Annotated in this window: 19 protein-coding genes and 1 pseudogene; 9 read left to right on the plus strand and 11 right to left on the minus strand. The window is 71.7% G+C overall.

Going from position 1 to position 18,460, the window contains the following annotated elements:
• Positions 1-4: 4 nt before the first annotated feature.
• Positions 5-397 (minus strand): helix-turn-helix domain-containing protein, encoded by a 393-nt coding sequence (locus AB0H93_RS02030; RefSeq protein WP_358565929.1) that lies wholly within the window; start codon positions 395-397, stop codon positions 5-7.
• A gap of 73 nt (positions 398-470) precedes the next feature.
• On the opposite strand from AB0H93_RS02030, the pseudogene AB0H93_RS02035 reads away from it, so the two are divergent.
• Positions 471-684: pseudogene (locus tag AB0H93_RS02035) on the plus strand (FAD-dependent monooxygenase); the annotation flags it as partial.
• A 56-nt stretch (positions 685-740) separates the two neighbouring features.
• Here AB0H93_RS02035 and AB0H93_RS02040 read toward each other — a convergent pair.
• The 8 genes from AB0H93_RS02040 to AB0H93_RS02075 form a co-directional block, all read right to left on the minus strand.
• Positions 741-2,528, minus strand: a complete 1,788-nt coding sequence (locus AB0H93_RS02040) for a hypothetical protein (RefSeq protein WP_358565932.1) — start codon at positions 2,526-2,528, stop codon at positions 741-743.
• Between the two features lies 1 nt (position 2,529).
• Complete coding sequence (locus AB0H93_RS02045; protein WP_358565935.1) at positions 2,530-3,912, minus strand: sugar porter family MFS transporter; 1,383 nt, start codon at positions 3,910-3,912, stop codon at positions 2,530-2,532.
• Between the two features lie 192 nt (positions 3,913-4,104).
• Entirely contained in the window at positions 4,105-4,449 is a 345-nt protein-coding gene (locus tag AB0H93_RS02050) for a hypothetical protein (RefSeq protein ID WP_358565938.1), read from the minus strand.
• A gap of 116 nt (positions 4,450-4,565) precedes the next feature.
• Positions 4,566-5,297 (minus strand): GntR family transcriptional regulator, encoded by a 732-nt coding sequence (locus AB0H93_RS02055; protein WP_358565941.1) that lies wholly within the window; start codon positions 5,295-5,297, stop codon positions 4,566-4,568.
• Positions 5,298-5,332: 35 nt separating this feature from the next.
• Positions 5,333-5,797 carry a ribose-5-phosphate isomerase gene (locus AB0H93_RS02060; protein ID WP_358565944.1) on the minus strand — a complete coding sequence of 155 codons (465 nt, stop codon included), beginning with the start codon at positions 5,795-5,797 and terminating at the stop codon, positions 5,333-5,335.
• On the minus strand, positions 5,794-7,518 hold the full coding sequence (locus tag AB0H93_RS02065) for a dihydroxyacetone kinase family protein (RefSeq protein ID WP_358565947.1): 1,725 nt from the start codon (positions 7,516-7,518) through the stop codon (positions 5,794-5,796). Before AB0H93_RS02065 ends, AB0H93_RS02060 begins: the two co-directional genes overlap by 4 nt.
• A gap of 15 nt (positions 7,519-7,533) precedes the next feature.
• Positions 7,534-8,310: an SDR family oxidoreductase gene (locus AB0H93_RS02070; protein ID WP_358565950.1), complete on the minus strand. Its 777-nt coding sequence runs from the start codon at positions 8,308-8,310 to the stop codon at positions 7,534-7,536.
• A 25-nt stretch (positions 8,311-8,335) separates the two neighbouring features.
• On the minus strand, positions 8,336-9,157 hold the full coding sequence (locus AB0H93_RS02075; protein ID WP_358565953.1) for a sugar phosphate isomerase/epimerase: 822 nt from the start codon (positions 9,155-9,157) through the stop codon (positions 8,336-8,338).
• 215 nt (positions 9,158-9,372) lie between these two features.
• Between AB0H93_RS02075 and AB0H93_RS02080 the strand changes: the two genes are divergently transcribed.
• The 4 genes from AB0H93_RS02080 to AB0H93_RS02095 all read left to right on the plus strand — a co-directional run bounded on the left by AB0H93_RS02080 (position 9,373) and on the right by AB0H93_RS02095 (position 13,259).
• On the plus strand, positions 9,373-10,719 hold the full coding sequence (locus tag AB0H93_RS02080) for an MFS transporter (RefSeq protein ID WP_358565956.1): 1,347 nt from the start codon (positions 9,373-9,375) through the stop codon (positions 10,717-10,719).
• A 28-nt stretch (positions 10,720-10,747) separates the two neighbouring features.
• A complete protein-coding gene (locus AB0H93_RS02085) occupies positions 10,748-11,623 on the plus strand; it encodes a transketolase (RefSeq protein WP_358565959.1) in 876 nt (291 codons plus the stop codon).
• Positions 11,620-12,612 (plus strand): transketolase C-terminal domain-containing protein, encoded by a 993-nt coding sequence (locus tag AB0H93_RS02090; protein ID WP_358565962.1) that lies wholly within the window; start codon positions 11,620-11,622, stop codon positions 12,610-12,612. Before AB0H93_RS02085 ends, AB0H93_RS02090 begins: the two co-directional genes overlap by 4 nt.
• Before the next feature lie 173 nt (positions 12,613-12,785).
• Entirely contained in the window at positions 12,786-13,259 is a 474-nt protein-coding gene (locus tag AB0H93_RS02095) for an RICIN domain-containing protein (protein WP_358565965.1), read from the plus strand.
• Between the two features lie 431 nt (positions 13,260-13,690).
• Here the strand turns inward: AB0H93_RS02095 and AB0H93_RS02100 are convergent, their stop codons facing one another.
• The gene (locus AB0H93_RS02100) at positions 13,691-14,383 is read right to left on the minus strand and encodes a response regulator transcription factor (protein ID WP_358565968.1); all 693 of its coding nucleotides are present in this window, start codon (positions 14,381-14,383) and stop codon (positions 13,691-13,693) included.
• Entirely contained in the window at positions 14,380-15,609 is a 1,230-nt protein-coding gene (locus tag AB0H93_RS02105) for a sensor histidine kinase (RefSeq protein ID WP_358565971.1), read from the minus strand. The genes AB0H93_RS02100 and AB0H93_RS02105 overlap by 4 nt, the downstream gene beginning before the upstream one ends.
• Positions 15,610-15,862: 253 nt before the next feature.
• Between AB0H93_RS02105 and AB0H93_RS02110 the strand changes: the two genes are divergently transcribed.
• The 4 genes from AB0H93_RS02110 to AB0H93_RS02125 all read left to right on the plus strand — a co-directional run bounded on the left by AB0H93_RS02110 (position 15,863) and on the right by AB0H93_RS02125 (position 18,416).
• On the plus strand, positions 15,863-16,240 hold the full coding sequence (locus AB0H93_RS02110) for a DUF6223 family protein (RefSeq protein WP_358565974.1): 378 nt from the start codon (positions 15,863-15,865) through the stop codon (positions 16,238-16,240).
• 134 nt (positions 16,241-16,374) lie between these two features.
• A complete protein-coding gene (locus AB0H93_RS02115; protein WP_358565977.1) occupies positions 16,375-16,905 on the plus strand; it encodes a MarR family transcriptional regulator in 531 nt (176 codons plus the stop codon).
• Complete coding sequence (locus AB0H93_RS02120) at positions 16,832-17,635, plus strand: ATP-binding cassette domain-containing protein (RefSeq protein WP_358565980.1); 804 nt, start codon at positions 16,832-16,834, stop codon at positions 17,633-17,635. The genes AB0H93_RS02115 and AB0H93_RS02120 overlap by 74 nt, the downstream gene beginning before the upstream one ends.
• Positions 17,595-18,416, plus strand: a complete 822-nt coding sequence (locus tag AB0H93_RS02125) for an ABC transporter permease (RefSeq protein WP_358565983.1) — start codon at positions 17,595-17,597, stop codon at positions 18,414-18,416. Before AB0H93_RS02120 ends, AB0H93_RS02125 begins: the two co-directional genes overlap by 41 nt.
• The last annotated feature ends 44 nt before the right edge of the window (positions 18,417-18,460 follow it).

The following is an 18,460-nucleotide window of genomic DNA, read 5'->3' on the forward strand; positions in this document are numbered from 1 at the left end:
CGGATCAGGCGTGCTGCTGCGCGTCGAAGCGGTGGCGGGACGCCTCGATCTCGTCGAGGTGCGTGCGGCTCCACGCGCACATGCCGTTGACCGTGTCGCGGAGCGACCGGCCCGCATCGGTGAGGCGGTACTCGACGCGCGGCGGCACGGTGGGGTGCACCGTGCGGTGCACCACGCCGTCGCGTTCGAGCCTTCGCAGGGTCTGGGTGAGCATCTTGTGGCTGATGCCCTCCACCTCGGCCCGCAGTTCGGTGAAGCGGAGGGTGCGGTCCCGCAGGACCTCGATGATCAGGAGCGACCACTTGCTGGCCACGCCCGTGAAGATCTCGCGGGCGAGGGAGTCGGCGCGCACCGCATCGGCGTCCTCGGGCGCCCGCCCGGCCTGCTCCGTTCCCACGAGGCTCCCCTCTCGCCCGAAAAGTGCGTCATCACGAAGCGTACTCACCTCCGGTGTCCGGGTTGCCGGCCCCGGAGCGCGCCCCCTGGGCGGCGGCAGGCACGAGGTGGCGCTGGCCGACGGCACCTCGTTCACCACCGCTGCTGATCGGCGCGGACGGGGCCTGGTCGAAGATCCGCCCGCTGGTCTCCCCCGCCGTCCCGGCCTACACCGGCATCTCCACCGTCGAGGCGGACCTGGTCGACGCCGACGTCCGGCATCCCGGGAGCGCGGCCGTGGTCGGCGGCTGTTCGGCGCCGCCCCGGTCGGGGGCCTGCTCGCCCAGTTCGCCACGCAGCGCTGGTCACCGGCCGTCGAAGTACACCTCCAGCTCGGCGATCGACGTGAACGTCGCCGTGCCGCCGGGGATTCCGATGATCCGGACGCCGTCCCCGGCGATCGGGTCGAACGCGAGCACGTAGGTCTTGTTCGGGCCCGCGGTGCTGTCGTAGGGGTACGCGGGAGCGGTCGTCAGGCCGCTGACGCCCACCCAGTTCGCGCCCTGGCGGACCTGCACGGTCAGGTCTCGGGCGAACCAGCCGCCATCCGAGAACATGTTGCCGGTCGTGTAGACGACGCGGTCGATCCAGTACTCGTCCTGCCAGACGTACCCCCAGAAGTCGGCCTGCTTGCGGGCGCCGTCGAAGCTGTCCTCGCTCTCCTCCCGGACGCCGTTGTCGAGGTAGTCGCCGTGGCCGTAGTGGGCCGACTTCTCGATGGGGAACGGCCTTCTCCCGGGGGCGGCGAGGTTGTCCGCCGGGTCGGGCGGGTTCTGCCCCGGGTCGCCGGGCCTGCGCGGGGAAACGTGGAAGCGGCGCAGCGAGAACTCGTAGTTGGGCAGCCCGCACGCCACGTTCAGGAACCAGTTGGACTGCAACCACATCCGCGTCCCGTCCGCCGAGACGAACTTGGCCGGGATGGTGGGGGCGTAGCCGCCGTTCTTCGGCCCGGCGCAGGGCGGCTTCGGTTCGCCGGTCTCCGGTGTCGGCACGTCGTGGCCGCCCGGCACGGGGAGCAGCCGGACGCGGCCGGGGCGGCCGAACCAGGGCTGGGCGCCGAAGTCCTTCGACATGAACAGCTGCCAGGGCCCCCACGGCGCCGGGGCCTCGTAGAACTCGAAGGTGTACTCGGTCCACGAGGTGTAGATGAACCGGCGCAGCGGGGCGTTGTAGAGGACGCCGCCCTGGGAGATCACGGTCAGATCGCGGCGGCCTTCGCCGTACAGGTCGGGGTAGAGCCGCCGTTCGTCGGTGAGCACCGGCGCCTTCTCGCCGATGCTTGCGCTCCACTGCGGACTGCCGTCGTTCCCGGCCCCGGCGTAGAACCGCCAGGTGTCCCGCTGCTGGATCGAGCTCCGGGGAACCCGCGCCAGGTAGAGGCTCGTCGGCGAAGTCACCTCGTTGCTGTAGGAGTCGCGCCAGTTGCCGTCCAGGCCGTAGGCGTACACGTACCCGGCGTTCTCCGGGCCGAGCGACCGGGCGTGCTCCTGGCTGCGGCCGAAGTCGAGGAACATCACGGTGGTGAAGACGTGGCCGGTGAACATCGGCTCGGACGGCTGCTGCCAGCTGAGCCCGTAGTCCGCCGACTTGACGACGGTGGCGTCCACGGCGTCGTCGAACGCGGTGGACGCGGGCGCGAAGCGCAGGTCCTGCACCGCCAGGTACAGCTCGTCCCGGCCGTCGCCGTTGCCGTCGACGGCGACGATGCCGGTGGGTTTCGCGTTGTACAGCTTGGGATCGGCGTGGGGCTTGGCGACCGCGTCGCCGGCGGCCAGCCGTTCGCCGCGCAGGCCGGTCTCGGGCGTTCCGGCGATCCGGTTCACCACGATGGCGGCCATCGGCTCGTCGCCGAAGCCCTGGCCGTCGCCGTTGGCGGTGTAGACGTAGTCGTCGTCCGCCCAGCAGGTCGGCCACAGGTCGCCGGTGCTGTCGGTGGTGACGGTGGCGGCGTACTCGCTGAACGCGGTCGCGAAGAACGTGCTGGCCGGATCGGCGGCGGTCAGGCCTTGCGCCTCGCCCGCGCGCGGCAAGCCGCCGAGGAGCACCGCGCCCGCGCCCGCGAGCGAGAGCTTGACGAACTCGCGCCGGTCCACGTCATCCCTCCGGCCGGAAGCGGGTGCCCCTCCGGAAGGCCCGCTCCAGCGATTCCAGGCTCCGCTGCTTGGTCTCCGGCACGCACCACCAGACGATCGGGAAGACGATCACGCCCGCGGCGGCGTAGGCGATGAACACGACCCCGGCGCCTACCAGCGCGGTGAACGTGGGGAAGGTCAGCGAGACGAAGAAGTCGGTGAGCCAGTTGAACAGCGTGGCGACGGCCATCGCCGCGCCGCGGATCGCCAGCGGGAAGATCTCCGCCAGCACCACCCACAGCACCGGCCCCCAGGTGGCCGAGAAGGTGTTGGTGAACACGACGAAGGCCGCGACGGCGATCCCGAACAGCGCCGGGGATTCGGCGGGCAGCACCAGCGCCGCCGCACCGACCGCGAACAGGCTCGCCGACATGCCCACCAGCCCGGCGAGCAGGACGGGTTTGCGGCCCCAGCGGTCCACCACCCCGGCCCGCACGACGACCGCGATCGTCAGGATGTTCAGCAGCCCGTTGAGGAAGGTGAACAGCAGCGCCGTGACCTCGGAGACCCCGAAGGTGGTGAGCACGCCGGGCGCGTAGTAGACGATCGTGTTGATGCCGGTGATCTGCTGGAACACGGCGAGCATCGCGCCCAGCAGCAGCAACCGCCGCACCCAGGGCGCGGACATCCGGGCGCCGAGCCGGGCGTCCCGCTGCTGGCGTTCGAGCTCGGTGATCTCGGCGAGCTCCCGGTCGGCGGCGGCCGGGTCGCCGCGCAGGCCGGCCAGCAGCGCGCGTCCCTGTTCCGGGCGTCCCCGCCGGACCAGCGACCGGGGCGTGTCCGGCGCGGCCAGCAACCCCAAGACCAGCACCACGGCGGGGAACACGCCGATGAGGATCATCCACCGCCACGAGGCGACGAACGCCAGCCCGTAACCGGTGGCGGCGGCCAGCGCCGTGCCCACGATGATCATGTACTGGTTCAGCGAGGTGACCACGCCGCGCTCCCCGGCGGGCGCCATCTCCGCCAGGTAGAGCGGGACCACCACCGAGGCGATGCCGATGCCGAGCCCGATGACGAACCGGAACAGCACCAGCACGGCGACCGTCGGCGCCACCCCGGCACCGAGCGCGCCGATGGCGAACACGACCCCGGCGGCGAGCAGGACGCGCTGCCGCCCGAGCCGGTCGGCCGCCGGCCCGCTGCCCAAGGCCCCCACCATCGCCCCAACGACGGTCGAGCTGACGACGGCGCCCTTGAGCAGCGGGGTGAGCGGCAGCTCGTGCGGGATGAACAGGATGGCGGCCGAGATGATCCCGTTGTCGTAGCCGAAGAGGATCGCCGCCAGCGACCCCAGCGCGTAAACGCGCCGGGTGACCCGGGACTTCGAGGACGGCGCTGCCATCGACCACCTCCACGCGGCAACGGGCACCGGGGAGGGACGAGCAGACTCCGATCGCGCCGCCCCCTCGACGCGCCCATCACACCCCTGGTACCCCGCACACCGGCCCGCAATACCTGCGACGTGCCGCTTCCTCAGGTGCGCGGAGCACCAACCCACCGCCAGGGCGTCGATCACCAGATGATCGCGCAGGCCTCAGGCGAGGAAGTCCGCAACGTTCTTCACCACTGCGGCGTAGGCGCCGTCGACGTCCTGGAACTCCGGGCAGAGGTTGGTCACGTCTCCGTCGAGCAGGTAGGCCACGTCAGCCCAACCGCCTGCCCAGACGACGACTTCGATCTCGTCGTCCGGCCCTCGCCGCAGCCGAACCCCGAGTGATTCGGGAACCTCGACGGACGCGCGATCGGCCACGATCGACTGGGGCCAGGGTGCGTGAGCAGCGCGCCAGGTCAGCGGCCCAACCTCGGCCTGCAGCCGCCATTCCGCGATGACCGCTTCTAGCCGGTCCGCGAGGATGTCCAGGTCGACGAGGTGCTCCATGGCCACATCCTGCATCGTGGTCGAACGACGGGGCGACGCGCTTCCGGGCCACCGCGGATCGAAGCCACAGTGGACATCGCCGGAACGGCGAACGCCCGGCCGGGGCCGGGCGTTCGTCAGGCGGGCTTCTCCGGTTGTGCTTCCTGGCCGGTCGGCGGGGCATCGCCCAGGATGTTGATCGGCCTGCGGCTGCGGACGGTTCCGAACAGCAGTGCCTGCGCCGTTGCCACCATGTGGTCCTGGATCACCGTCTGCGTCTTGACCGGGTCGCCCGATTCGATCGCCGTGACGATCTCCAGGTGGCGGTCGGCGCTCATGTTGCTCAGCGCTCGCTCCAGGCCGCGGTACATGATGCACATGCGGATCGAGCCTTCCAGCAGCTTCCACGACCGCAGCAGAGCGTCGTTCCCGGTGAGCTCGCACAGCAGCTCGTGGAAGGCCAGGTCCGCCTCGATCTGCGCCTCCAGCGAGACCTGCGCGGCCGCCGCCATGTCGTCGACGGCGGCGCGCAGGCTCTGGCAGTGCTGTTCCCGGTAGTAGCTGGAGGCCAGCGTCTCGCCGGCCACCGCCTCCAGCGCGGCCCGGACGGTGAAGGTGTTGATGATGTCCTTCTCGTCGATCTGCCGGACCGCGACCCGGCCGCGATCGCCGTAGGAGACCAGGCCCTCCTGCTGCAGTTCGCGCAGCGCCTCGCGCAGCGTGCCGCGGCTGATGCCGAGCTGGTCGGACACCTGCACCTCGCCGAGGTGGGTGCCCGGCGGGAACGTGCCGGTGGTGATCGCCTTCCGCAGGGCGTCGACGGCCATCTGCCGGAGGTTCCGGCCTGCCTGCGCCTGACGGCTCACCACTCGCAGCCTCCTCGGTTCCGCGCCACCGACGGCGCTCAGCACCGTTCGTACTCGGCAATCAACTCTACCTTCGCCGCGCTGGGCGATCGGTGGTCGAACTCGTAACCGAGCCATTCGCGCACCAGGCGGCGGGCCAGTTCGAGCCCCACCACCCGCTGCCCCAGGGCCAGCACCTGGCAGTTGTTGGACAGCACGGACCGCTCCACCGAGTACGAGTCGTGGGCGGTGGTGGCCCGCACGCCGGGCACCTTGTTGGCCGACAGCGCCATCCCGATGCCGGTGCCGCAGACGAGCACGGCCCGGTCGGCGGTGCCCGCGCGCACGGCCTCGCCCGCGGCCAGCCCGATCTCCGGGTACGGGCGGTGCACGTCGTCGGCGTCGCGGTGCACGCCGAGGTCGATCACCTCGCTCACCCGGGGATCGGCGCGCAGGTCGGCGGCGAGGCGTTCCTTGTAGTCCAGTCCGGCGTCGTCGCAGCCGATCGCGATCCGGTAGGTCATCGGAGTTCTCCCGTCAGGTGGTCGGCGATCGTCCGGGCGATCAGGGCAGTGGACACCGCGCCGGGATCGGGCGTGCCGATGCTGCGCTCGGCCAGCGGCCGGGCCCGTCCCTTGCGCGGCACCAGTTCCGCGGTGTTCCGGGCCGCCTTGTCGGCGGCCTCAGCTGCGCGGGACCACGCGACGGCCGCCAGAGCACCGGCAGCGACGGCGGACAGCAATTCGGCCCGGAATGGTTCCAGCGCGTCCACCAGCGTCTTGTCGCCGACCGCCGCGCCACCGAGCATCGTGATGCGGGTGGCCAGCGCGTCCACCGCCTCGGCTGCGACTTCCGCGCTGCCGCCGCGGTCGCCGATGGCTTCGCCGGCGGCCCGCAGCCCGGCGCCCCACAGGACGCCGGACGTGCCACCCGCGCGCGCCGCCCAGCCGTCCCCGGCGGCGGCGAGGCAGTCCCCCGCTCCCGCCCCGGCCCGCTGGGCTTCCTCGGCGGCGGCCAGGGCGGCGCCGATGCCGCGGACCATGCCGCGGCCGTGGTCGCCGTCGCCCGCCACGGCGTCGATGGCACCCAACTCGTTTTCCGCTTCCCCCAGCGCCGAAGCCACCTGGCGCAGCGCCGCGAGCACGTGTTCCGCGAGCTCGCGGGACTCGGCCGAGGCGGGCGAGTACACCGGTGCAGTCGTTTCCGGCTCGCTCGCTTCGGGCTGGACCGCCGCGTGCGGCTCGTCGGCCGTCCGGCCGCGCCGGAACGCCGGTGTCCACGCCGGAGCCGCCCACAGGCGTTCGAGTTCGTCGTCGAGCCACGTGACGGTGAGCGACACCCCCGCCATGTCGAGGCTCGTCACGAGCTCACCCACCTCGGGCAGCACCGGGACGTGTCCCGATTCGCGCAGCAGCGCGGCCACCGGCCGCCACAGCACGAGCAGTTCCTCCTGCTTGACCGCGCCGAGGCCGTTGAGCAGCACCGCCACCCGCTCCCCCGCGTCCGCGGGCTTCTCGGCCAGGAGCCTGCTGACGAAGTCGGCCGCGAGTTCCCCGGCCGAGGGCAGGGGGACGTCCCGCAGGCCGGGCTCGCCGTGGATGCCCAGCCCCAGGCCCATCTGCCCGTCCGGCACGCTGAACAGCGGCTCGGGCGCACCGGGGAAGGTGCACCCGGCGAACGCGGTGCCGATCGTGCGCGTGCGCTCGTTGGCCTTCCGGCCCACCCGCACGACCCCGGCGAGGTCCATGCCCTCCTCGGCGGCCGCGCCCATGATCTTGAAGACCGCGAAGTCGCCCGCGATGCCGCGCCGCCGCTGCGCTTCCGCCGCCGGGGCGCTGGCGATGTCGTCGGTGACCACCACGTTGTCGACGGCGATCCCCTCGGCCCGCAGCCGGTCGGTGGCCAGGCCGAAGTTCATCACGTCGCCGGCGTAGTTGCCGTAGCTGAACACCACTCCGGCGCCGGACTGCGCGGCCATCGCCACCGAGTAGGCGTCCTGCGCGGACGGCGACGTGAACAGGTTGCCGCTGACCGCGCCGTCCGCCAGGCCGGGGCCGATGATCCCGTAGAAGGCCGGGTAGTGGCCGGAGCCGCCGCCGGGCAGCACCGCGACCTTCGGGCGCTGCGGGCGGGCCCGCCGCACCGCGCCACCCGGCACCTGCCGCACCAGATCGGCGTGCAGCTCGCAGAACCCGGCCAGCGCATCATCGGCGAACGTGGCCGGATCGTCCCACAGATACGTCATGTCACCCATCCGTCCTCAGTGGAGGAACGCCCCGCCGTTGATGTCGATCGTGGTGCCCTGCAGGTAACCGGCGTCGTCGGTGGACAGCCAGGTGATCACCGCGGCCACATCGTCCACTGTGGCCTGGCGGCCGATCGGGATGCCGCTGGTGATGGCGTCCTCCAGCTCCGGAGTGGTCGCGCCCGCGCGGATGTCGGTGTCCACCGCGCCCGGCGCGACGGCGTTGACCGTGATCCCAGCCGCGCCGAGCTCCTTGGCCAGCGACTTGGTGAACCCGAGGATGGCGGCCTTCGCGGCGCAGTACGGGGTCTTGCCGAACACTCCCCCGCCCTGCTGGGCCGACACCGACGACATGTTGACGATGCGCCCCCAGCCCGCCTCGATCAGGTCCGGCAGGAACGCCTTGGTGACCAGGTAGGTGCCCGTCGCATTGACCGCCAGCACCTTGTTCCACAGGTCGAGGGTGGTCTCCAGGAACGGCACCGGCGAGGTGATGCCGGCGATGTTGGCCAGCGCGCCGACCGCGGGCAGCCGGCCCGCGGCCACCTCGGCCCGCACCGCGTCGTAGGCGGCCTGCACCGACGGCTCGTCGGCGACGTCGATGCCGTGCGCGAACACCGTCGCGCCGGTCTGCGCGGCGATGTCCTCGGCGGCGGCCTTCGCGGCCGGTTCGTCGAGGTCGAGCACGACGACGGCCCACCCCTCGCGGGCGTACCGCAGTGCCGCGGCCTTCCCGATGCCTCGCGGCGCGGCCGCGCCCGTCACCACTGCCGTGCGCTGGATGCTGGTCACTGCTGGTCCTCCTTCGGTCGACGATTCAGAGCAGGGTCGCGATGTACTCGGCGGCGCGCACCGCCGCGGCGGGCCGTTCGTCGTCGGTGACATCGCGGGTTTCGAGTTCGAGCGCGAACGATCCGCCGTAGCCGGCGGAGCGCAGCGCCTCGAACGCGGCGGGGAAATCGACCACGCCGTTGCCGATGCTGTGGTTGATCCCGCCGGGGACGGCGTCCCTGAGGTGCACGTGGGCGATCCGCGGCCCGAACCGCAGCGCGAAGGCGGCCGGGTCGCCGCCGGAGGCCACGATGTGGCTGGTGTCGAGCACGACGCCCACCGCCGGATCCAGCCGCTCGATCAGCTTCGCCGCCAGGTCGACGTCGGCGCACAGGCGGAAGAAGTGCGGCGCCTCGACCCAGATCGCCACGCCGCGGGCGCTCGCGAGCCCGGCGGCCCGCGCGAGCTCGCCCGCGACGCGATCCAGGTCTTCGTCCAGGCCGGTCACCGGCTCGTGCGACTGGGCGCCGCACGGCAGCACCAGAGCCTCCGCGCCGCAGCCCGCGGTCAGATCGAGCAGGCGGCGCAGGTGCGTCTCCCGCTCCCGGGCGGCGTTCGCGTCGAGCACGAGGTTGAGGTCGCCGATGTCGCCGTTGACCGACCGCACGGCGAGGCCGCCCGCCCGCACTGTCGACACCACCTCGGCCACGGCGGCCTCGGTCAGCTCGTAGGGCACGTGGTCGCACACGCCGGGCAGCGCGCCCAGATCGATCTCCGCGAAGCCGCACCCCGCGATCACGCCGAGCGCCTCGGACAATCCGAGGTGGCGGAAGCTGATGGTCGAGCACCCGGGCCAGCGGTCCGACAAGGTTCCTCCTCAAGCAGTGAATGCGGAGATGTTAACAGCGCTCTGTCAACACACAAGAGCATCTCGCCAAGTACAGGCGTTACCGCTTGTGGCAGCAGTTTTACTCGACAGATCACTGTTGACAAACCAGCGATCAGAGCTGAGTATCTCCCGCAGTGTTGACACTGCTGAGCCGGTGTCGACAACGTCGAACTACCCCAATGAAGAGGTGAGTGATGAGCGCGGAACCGCTGCGCATTAGCGGGCCGGTGCACGGCACACCGGACGTGCGCCGGGTGGCGTGGGGATCGACCGCGGGCGCCGTGATCGAGAGCTACGACTTCATCGGTTTCGGCACCGCCGCGGCCCTCTACTTCGGCACCGCGTTCTTCCCGAACGCCTCACCGATCGTCGGGACGCTGTCGGCCTTCGCCACGCTCGGCGTCGGGTTCGTCGCCCGGCCGCTCGGCGGCGTCATCGGCGGCCACCTCGGCGACCGGATCGGCCGCAAGCCCGTGCTGGTCGCCTCGCTGATCGTGATGGGCCTGGCCACGTTCGCCATCGGCCTGCTGCCCACCTACTCGCAGGCCGGCGTACTCGCCCCGGCGCTGCTGGTCACCGTCCGGATCATCCAGGGCATCGCCTACGGCGCCGAATGGGGCGGGGCGATCCTCATGACCTACGAGCACGCCCCGTGGCTGCGCAAGGGCAAGTTCACCGGCATCGTGCAGGCCGGCTTCCCGATCGGGCTGCTGCTGGCCAACCTCGTCTTCCTCGGCTCGGTCGCGCTGCCCGGCGACTGGGCCTGGCGCGTGCCGTTCCTGGCCAGCCTGCTGCTGGTGATCATCGGGCTGATCGTGCGGTCGAAGGTGCCCGAGTCGCCGGTGTTCGAGGACGTCCGGGACAGCGGCGAGATCGTCAAGTCCCCGATCGTCGAGGTGATCAAGGACGACTGGCGGAACCTGCTGCGCGGCATCGGCCTGCGCATCGCCGAGACCGCGGGCTACGCCGTGGCCATCACGTACATGATCTCCTACCTGAAGTCGGAGAAGCTGGCCACCAGCGGCGAGACGATTCTGTCGCTGTGCATCGCCTCGGCGATCGGCATCTTCGCCACGATCGCCTGGGGAGGACTGACCGACCGGGTCGGACGGCGCCCGGTGTACGTCTGGGTCTGCCTCTTCGGCGCGGCCTGGGCGATCCCGATGTTCCTGCTCGTCAACACGGGATCGGTGCTGGCGATCATCGCCACCGTGGCCATCTCCTACGGCGTCTGCCAGAACGCGCTGGCCGGCTCGCAGGGCGCGTGGTTCCCGGAGCTGTTCCAGGCGAAGACGCGCTCCTCGGGCGCCTCGTTGGCCTACCAGATCTCGGCGATGATCTCCGGCTTCACGCCGTTCGTCACCACCCTGCTGTTCCTCGCGCTCGGCTGGATGGGTCCCGCGCTGCTGTTCCTGGCCTACTCGGTGCTCGGCCTGGTCGCCGCCTTGCTGACCCGCGAGACCTTCGGCAAGCGGGAGCGGCAGGAAGCGCTCCGCCGCAGCGCGGAGAACGACGATCCCCGGCCCGCCGCCGCGCACTGACGAACCCCCACCGCCTGAGAGGAAAACGATGACGATCGCCACCGGCAGCGACCTGACGGCGCGCGCCGACCGGGTGCGTGCGGCGGCCTTCCGCATGCGGCACCACGTGCTGGACATGGGAGAGGTGCAGGGCCAGGGGTACGTCGGGCAGGCGCTGGGCGTCGCCGACGTCCTCGCCGCGCTCTACGTCGACCAACTGCGCTTCCGCGCCGACGACCCGCACTGGCCGGAGCGGGACCGGTTCCTGCTGTCCACCGGCCACTACGCCATCGCCCTGTACGCCGCGCTCGCGGAGGCCGGCACCATCCCGGTCGACGAGCTGGAGACCTACGGCGCCGACGGCTCCCGGCTGCCCATGTCGGGCATGGCCTCCTACACGCCCGGCATGGAGATCTCCGGCGGTTCGCTCGGGCACGGCCTCACCGTCGCGGTCGGCATGGCGCTCGGCACCCGGTTGCGGGGCGAGCAGCCCCGCATCGTCAACTTCCTGTCCGACGGCGAGCTGGACGAGGGCTCCACCTGGGAGGCCGCGATGGGCGCCGCCCACCACCGGCTCGGCCGGATCCTGGCCGTCGTGGACATGAACGCGCTGCAGGCGGACGGGCCCACGAAGGGCGTGCTGGGCATCGAGCCCGCCGAGGAGAAGTGGGCCGCGGCGGGCTGGTTCACCCAGCGCGTCGACGGCAACGACGTGCCGGCGCTGCTGCGCGCGCTCGACGCCGCCGCGCAGCGATCGGCGCCCGTCGGCGAGCCGGCGGTGATCCTCTGCGACACCAGGATCGGGCGCGGCGTCCCGCTGCTGGAGGCCAGGGAGAAGGCCCACTTCATGCGGATCGAGGAGCACGAGTGGCAGCTGTGCCGCGAGCAGCTGACCGAGAACCACCCGGGAGAGCAGACACGATGACCGCCACGACCCCGAAGCGGCTGACCACCTCCGCGATGATCGCCTCCTTCGCCGACCCCGGGCAGCGGACCACCAGCGCCCCGTTCGGCCACGCGCTGGCCGCGCTCGCCGAGTCGGACGACCGGATCGTCGGGCTGACCGCCGACCTCGGCAAGTACACCGACATGCACGTGTTCGCCGCGGCCCACCCCGACCGGTTCTTCCAGATGGGCATGGCCGAGCAGCTGCTCCTCGGCGCGGCCGCCGGGATGGCCGAGGTGGGGCTCGTGCCGTTCGCCTCGACCTACAGCGTCTTCGCCGCCCGGCGCGCCTACGACTTCCTTTGCCTGGACATCGCCGAGCCGAACCTCAACGTCAACGTCGTCGGCGGGCTCCCGGGCCTGACGACCGGCTACGGGCCCAGCCACCAGGCGACCGAGGACGTGGCGATCTTCCGCGGCATGCCGAACCTCACCATCGTCGACCCGTGCGACGCGGTGGACATCGAGCAGGCGGTGCCGCAGCTGGCCGCCGCCGAAGGACCGACGTACCTGCGGCTGCTGCGCGGCAAGGTGCCGACCGTGCTGGACGAGTACGACTACTCGTTCCGCCTCGGCAAGGCCGCGGTGCTGCGCGGCGGCTCGGACGTCGTGTTCGTCTCAAGTGGACTGATGACGATGCGGGCGCTGCAGGCCGCGGAGGAGCTCGCGAAGCACCGGGTCGACGTCGCCGTGGTGCACGCGCCGACCATCAAGCCGTTCGACGCCGACACCGTTCTGTCTGAAGTGGACTCCGACCGGCTGGTGGTGACGCTGGAGAACCACACCGTGGTGGGCGGGCTTTTCGAGACCGTCGCCTCGGCCGTGGTCAGCCGCGGGCTCGGCAAGCGGGTCGTGCCGATCGCGCTGCCCGACGCCTTCCTGGACGCCGGCGCCCTGCCGACGCTGCACGAGCGCTACGGCCTCGCGACCGGCGCCATCGTCAGCAAGGTCCTCGACGCTCTCGGCTGACCGCGACGGCCGGGGACCGGCGGCGTACCCGGTTCCCGGCCCGCAGGCCACCGCTCGCCCACAGTGGGGTGAATTGCGGGATTTTCGACGAGATCGCAGTGAACTCGGTGACGCACGTGCCCGACGGGTGCGTGCGATGTGAATCTACTACGCGATTCTACGAGGTGAGTTCATTGCGGAAAGCGAGCCACTGGACCCTGGCGGCCTTGGGCGCACTGTGCCTGAGCGGATCGGCCGCGCTGCCGATCGCGGCAGCCGCGCCCGCTCCCCTGGAGGCGTCGTTCAGGAACGTGGCGGCGGGCACGTGCCTGCAGAGCCCGGACGGCTACGCGATCACGTTGACCGGCTGCAATCCGAGCGATCCCAAGCAGAACTGGTCGCGCGAGTACCTCGGCCACTCGGAGCTGATCCGGATCAACCGCACGAACAGCTGTATGGGGCACGCGGGCGGCCCGCACGTGCGCCTGATGCCGTGCGACTCCTACGACCCGACCCAGCAGTGGCGGGCTGAGGCCGCCGACGAAGGCAGCCTGCTGCACCACATGGACACCAACACCTGCCTGGGCCACCTGAGCGGGTCGGAGGTGCGGCTGTTCCCCTGCGACCCGGAGAACCCGGCGCAGCAGTGGGGCCTGACCGCGAGCTGAACCGAGTGCCGGGGGTCTTCCGGGCCGCTGCGGCCGCCCGGAAGACCCCCGGCATGCCAATGGCCCGTACTTCCGCGTTGTAGGCGACGCCGTCGACGGTGATGCTCCGCGAACCCTTCCCGACCAGTGCCATGGCTTCCTCCCGTCCGTTGAACGGCGGCCAACGGCCCTTGCTGCGCCGTGCGGATTCTCGCCCATCGGAGTTCGGCCGCCCCTGGGTTCTTCCGGTTCTTGCCTGATATCAGGCCGGTTCCGAGTGCCTGAGCCACCGTGCTCGGTTCCGGCCAAGGGATCGCTTCGGGAAGGCCCGGCCGGTCACGTCTCGCACGTGCCCGCACCCCATTCCGGAACGAACCCTGGACGGCGACGCCTCCCGGAACTCGCGGCAGGGCCTGAGCTCCACCCGGCCCGTGGTAGCCGCGTCGCGATCGCTACGGGGTGACGAGTCCGGTCTGGTATGCCACGACGACCAGTTGTGCGCGGTCGCGGGCCCCGAGCTTCACCATGGCGCGGCTGACGTGGGTGCGGGCGGTGGCCGGGCTGAGGAAGAGCTCCGCGCCGATCTCGTCATTGCTCATGCCCCGGCCCACGAGCGCCAGGACCTCGCGTTCCCGTTCAGTGAGGACCGAAAGCCGGCGTTCAGCGGCGTCGCCTGCGGTCCGCCGCGCGGTGAAGTGGGCGATGAGGCGGCGCGTGATGCGCGGCGCGAGCAGGGATTCGCCGGCGGCGACCACGCGGACGCCGTGCAGGAGCTCGGCCGGGCCGGCGTCCTTGAGCAGGAACCCGCTGGCGCCGGCCTGCAGGCCTTCGAAGACGTGATCATCGGTGTCGTAGGTGGTCAGGATGAGGACGCGGACGTGCTGCAGCCCGTTCGCGGTGGCGATCTGCCTGGTGGCCTGGATGCCGTCCATCCCCGGCATGCGGATGTCCATGAGCACGACGTCCGGGCGCGCGGCGCGGGCCAGCTCCACGGCTTCTGCGCCGGTGGTGGCTTCCCCGACCACCGTGATGTCGTCCTCGAGGTCGAGCAGGAGCCTGAAACCGGAGCGCACCAGCTGCTCGTCGTCGGCGAGCAGCACCTTGATGGGCGCATCGCGTCTCGACGCGGCTGTCGCGGTGTTCATGCGCCCACCACCGCGGTCGGAGCCAACGGCAGTCTCGCGGTGACCGCGAAACCACCGCCCGGGAGCGGGCCGGCTTCGAGTTCGCCGCCCAGCAGCTGACAGCGCTCGCGCATCCCGACGATTCCGCGGCCGGGCTCGTCCCGGCCGTCGTTCCCGCCCGGATGCGGTGCGGCCATGCCTGCTCGTTCTCGTCCGCCCTCATCCGCCACGCGGACCTCCAAGGTGTCGGCGTCGTGGTCCAGCGCGATCGCGACCCGGGTCGGGCCGACGTGGCGAATCACGTTGGTGATCGATTCCTGCACGATCCGGTACACGGCGCTGCCCACCGCGCTGGGGACCTCCGGCGGCGAACTCACCGCTAGTTCCACTTCGAGCCCGGCCTCCCGCGCCTTGGCGGTGAGCTCATCGATCTGCCCGAGGCCGGGGTGCGGGACGCGGCCGTCGCCGTCGTCGCGGAGGACCCCGAGGATGGTCCGCATCTCCTGCAGCGCCCGGGCGCTGGTCCGCTCGATGGCCTCCAAGGTCTCGCGTGCTCGCTCCGGCCGTTTGTCGAGCACGTGCGCGGTGACTCCGGACTGGACATTGATGATGGCGATGGCGTGCGCGACCGTGTCGTGGACCTCCCGCGCGATCCTGAGCCGTTCCTCGTCGACCCGGGCCCGCGCTTCCTCCTCGCGAGTTCGTTCCGCCAGCTCGGCACGCGCCAGCGCCTCGGCCGCGATGAACCTCCGCGAGCGGACGCTCTCGCCGAGCGCCGCACTCATGACCGACGCACCGATGCGGAAGAACACCCAGCCGATGGCCGCCGGTGGTTCGACGTCGGCGGCAGCGATCAGCCAGCACGCGGCCAGGACCGCGATCCCGGCGCCGGTGATCACCAGCGAGCGGCGTCCGTCGCCGAGGGAGGCGAGCGTGTAGGTGGCGACGAAGAGTCCGAGCCATCCAGGCCCGTCCGGGAAATCGAGGGCGTAGTAGGCCGCGCTGGCGAGTGCGGTCGCGCCGAACACCGCGACGGGCCAACGGCGGCGCACGGCCACGACCACGCCACCGGCGATCAGCAGGACGTATCCCAGGTGCCCGAGGTCGGAGAGGGGGCGCAGCACCGATTCGGGATCGCGGGCGGCGCGGGATGCGGTGCCCTGGACCTGCATCGCGGTGATGAACAACGCCAGCAACAAGTCCTGCGCCCAGGCGGGCAGGCGGAAGAACTCGACGCGGTCCGGCATGTCGCGATCATAGGGTTCCCGGCCGGGAAACCACTCCGCCCGGCTGCGCGGCCGGCTACGTCGAGGAGCGCGGTCCCGAGCGGGCCAGCTACGCCGAACTCCGTATCCGTCGCCGCCTGCCGACGGAGGACGTCCGGACCTCGAGGCGCAACGATCGTTCGCAGCCAATCGACGAAAGCCTCCACCGGCAACGCGTCGTCGACCGACCGCGACCGGTGCACGTGCTGCCGGCGACCGACCGAAGGGATCCCCGATGTCCGTCATCCTCCTACCCGCCACGCACGTCGCCGCCGCCATCGGCGGTTACGACCTCGGCGCGGGGCGGACCGTGCCCACCACGGCCGCCGTGATCGGTCTGGTCAGCGCGGTCCTCGGCGGGCTGGCCCTGGCGCGGTCCGCGAAGCGCACCAGCGCGGGCAACCGGCGAGCCGGGGCCGTCGCAGCCCTGCTGCTGGGGCCGATCAGCGCGATCGTCGGCGGGCTGCACGGGGCCAATTCCGCGGGCGGTCTCGGCACCGGCAATGGGCTGGCCGGGGCGATCGTGGCCGTGCTGCTCGGCGTGCTCGGCACGGTCCTCGGCGGACTGGCCCTGGCCTGCTCCCGCCGACCTGGACGTGGTGCCGCATCGTGACGGCCGCCCGGTTCCTCCCCGCCGCGGGCACCGACCGCGGCGGGATTGTTCCCCTGTGGCACGGGGATTCGCTCCTGTACCTCGCGCCTCTCGGTGATCCGCCGATACCTCGCAATGAGAGGTAGCTTTGTCAGGTGGGCGATGTGGATTCCCGGGCCGTCGCCGACGAGCTGACGACCGTGATCTCGACCCTGCGGCGGGTCGTGCGGCGCAGCCTTCGCGCCGAATTGCCGATGCCGGACCTGCGCGGCGCGCAGGTCGAACTGCTCCAGGTCGTCGAGCAGCAGCCGGGCGTCAGCGTGGCCGGTGCCGCGTTCCGGCTGCGCATGGCGGCGAACTCCGCGAGCACCCTGGTCAACCAGCTCACCCGGGTCGGCCTGCTGCGTCGCGAGACCGATCCGGCCGATCGCCGCGCGGTCCGGCTGCACCTGACCGACGCCGCCACGCACCGGGTCGCCGCCTGGCGGCAGGCGCGGACCCGCCTGGTCGGCGACGCCCTCGCCGAGCTGTCCGCGGCGGATCAGAACGCGGTCGCCGATGCCCTGCACGGGTTGCGCGCATTGGTCCTCGCGTTGGAAGGAGGTGGCGCCGATGACCGAGGTTGCGGTGCGGTGCCGGGGCCTGCGGCAGTCGTTCGGCGAGCAGGTCGCGGTCGACGGGATTGACCTGGACGTCCGGACCGGCGAGGTGTTCGGGCTGCTGGGGCCCAACGGCGCGGGCAAGACCACCACGATCCGGGCGATCACCACGCTGCTGCCCACCGCGGCGGGCGCGGTCGAGATCTTCGGGGTCGACGCGGCACGCCACAAGCTGGCGGCACGCCGGCTGATCGGCTATGTACCGCAACAGCTTTCGGCCGACGGGTCGCTGACCGGGTGGGAGAACGTCACGCTGTTCGCCCGCCTCTTCGACGTCCCGCGTGCGCAGCGGCGCTCCGCGGTGCGCACGGCGCTGGCCGCTGTCGGGCTCACCACCGTCGCCGAACGCTTGGCCGGCACTTACTCCGGCGGCATGGTGCGCCGCCTCGAACTCGCGCAGGCGCTGGTCAGCGGGCCAAAGCTGCTGGTGCTGGACGAGCCGACGATCGGTCTGGACCCCATCGGCCGGGAGGGCGTGTGGGACCGGATCGCCCAGATCCGCGCCGAGACCGGGATGACCGTGCTGGTCACGACACACTACATGGACGAGGCCGACCAGCACTGCGAGCGACTCGCCCTGATGCACCGCGGGCGGATCCGGGCGCGGGGAACCCCCGCCGAGCTCAAGGCGGCCGTGGGACCGGACGCCACGCTGGACGACGTCTTCCGGACGATCACCGATGACACCTTCGAGGAAACGGGAGAAGGGATGCGAGATGTCCGCGCGACTCGACGCACCTCCGGCCGCCTCAGTTGAACCGGTGCGGCGCAGCCCGCCGGGCCTGGTGGCGGCGCGGGTGGCGGCGATGTGCCTGGTGGAGCTGCAGAAGTTGCGGCACGACCGGGCCGAGCTGCTCACCAGGGCCGTGCAGCCCGCGCTGTGGCTGCTGATCTTCGGCCAGGTGTTCACCGCGCTGCGCGCGATCCCCACCGGCAACGTCCCCTACCTCGACTTCCTCGCGCCGGGCATCCTCGCGCAGTCGGCGCTGTTCATCGCGATCTTCTACGGCATCCAGATCATCTGGGAGCGGGATGCGGGAGTGCTGGCGAAGCTGCTGGTCACGCCCACGCCGCGAGTCGCCCTGGTGACCGGCAAGGCGTTCGCCGCCGGGGTGCGCGCGCTGGTGCAGGCGCTCGTGGTGCTGGTGCTGGCGGCGCTGCTCGGCGTCGGCCTCACCGCGAACCCGGTGAACCTGCTCGCGATGGGCGCCGTGGTGGTCCTCGGTTCGGCCTTCTTCTGCTGCCTGTCCATCACGATCGCCGGGCTGGTGCTGTCCCGGGACCGGCTGATGGGCATCGGGCAGGCGATCACCATGCCGCTGTTCTTCGCCTCCAACGCCCTGTACCCGGTCGACCTGATGCCGGGGTGGCTGAAGGCGGTCAACTACGCGAACCCGCTCGGCTACGAGGTCGACGCCCTGCGCGGACTGCTGATCGGCACGCCCGCGCACCTGGCGCTGGACTTCGGCGTCCTGGTCGTCGCCGCCGGCGTCATGATCGGCATCGCGGCCGCCCTGCTCGGGCGCTTGGCGCGCTGAGCGAATGTCCACCGAGGACCGCGCAAGCAGCTGCAGGGGCCGGC

It is taken from the genome of Saccharopolyspora sp. NPDC050642, assembly GCF_040654735.1.
GTDB lineage: Bacteria > Actinomycetota > Actinomycetes > Mycobacteriales > Pseudonocardiaceae > Saccharopolyspora > Saccharopolyspora elongata.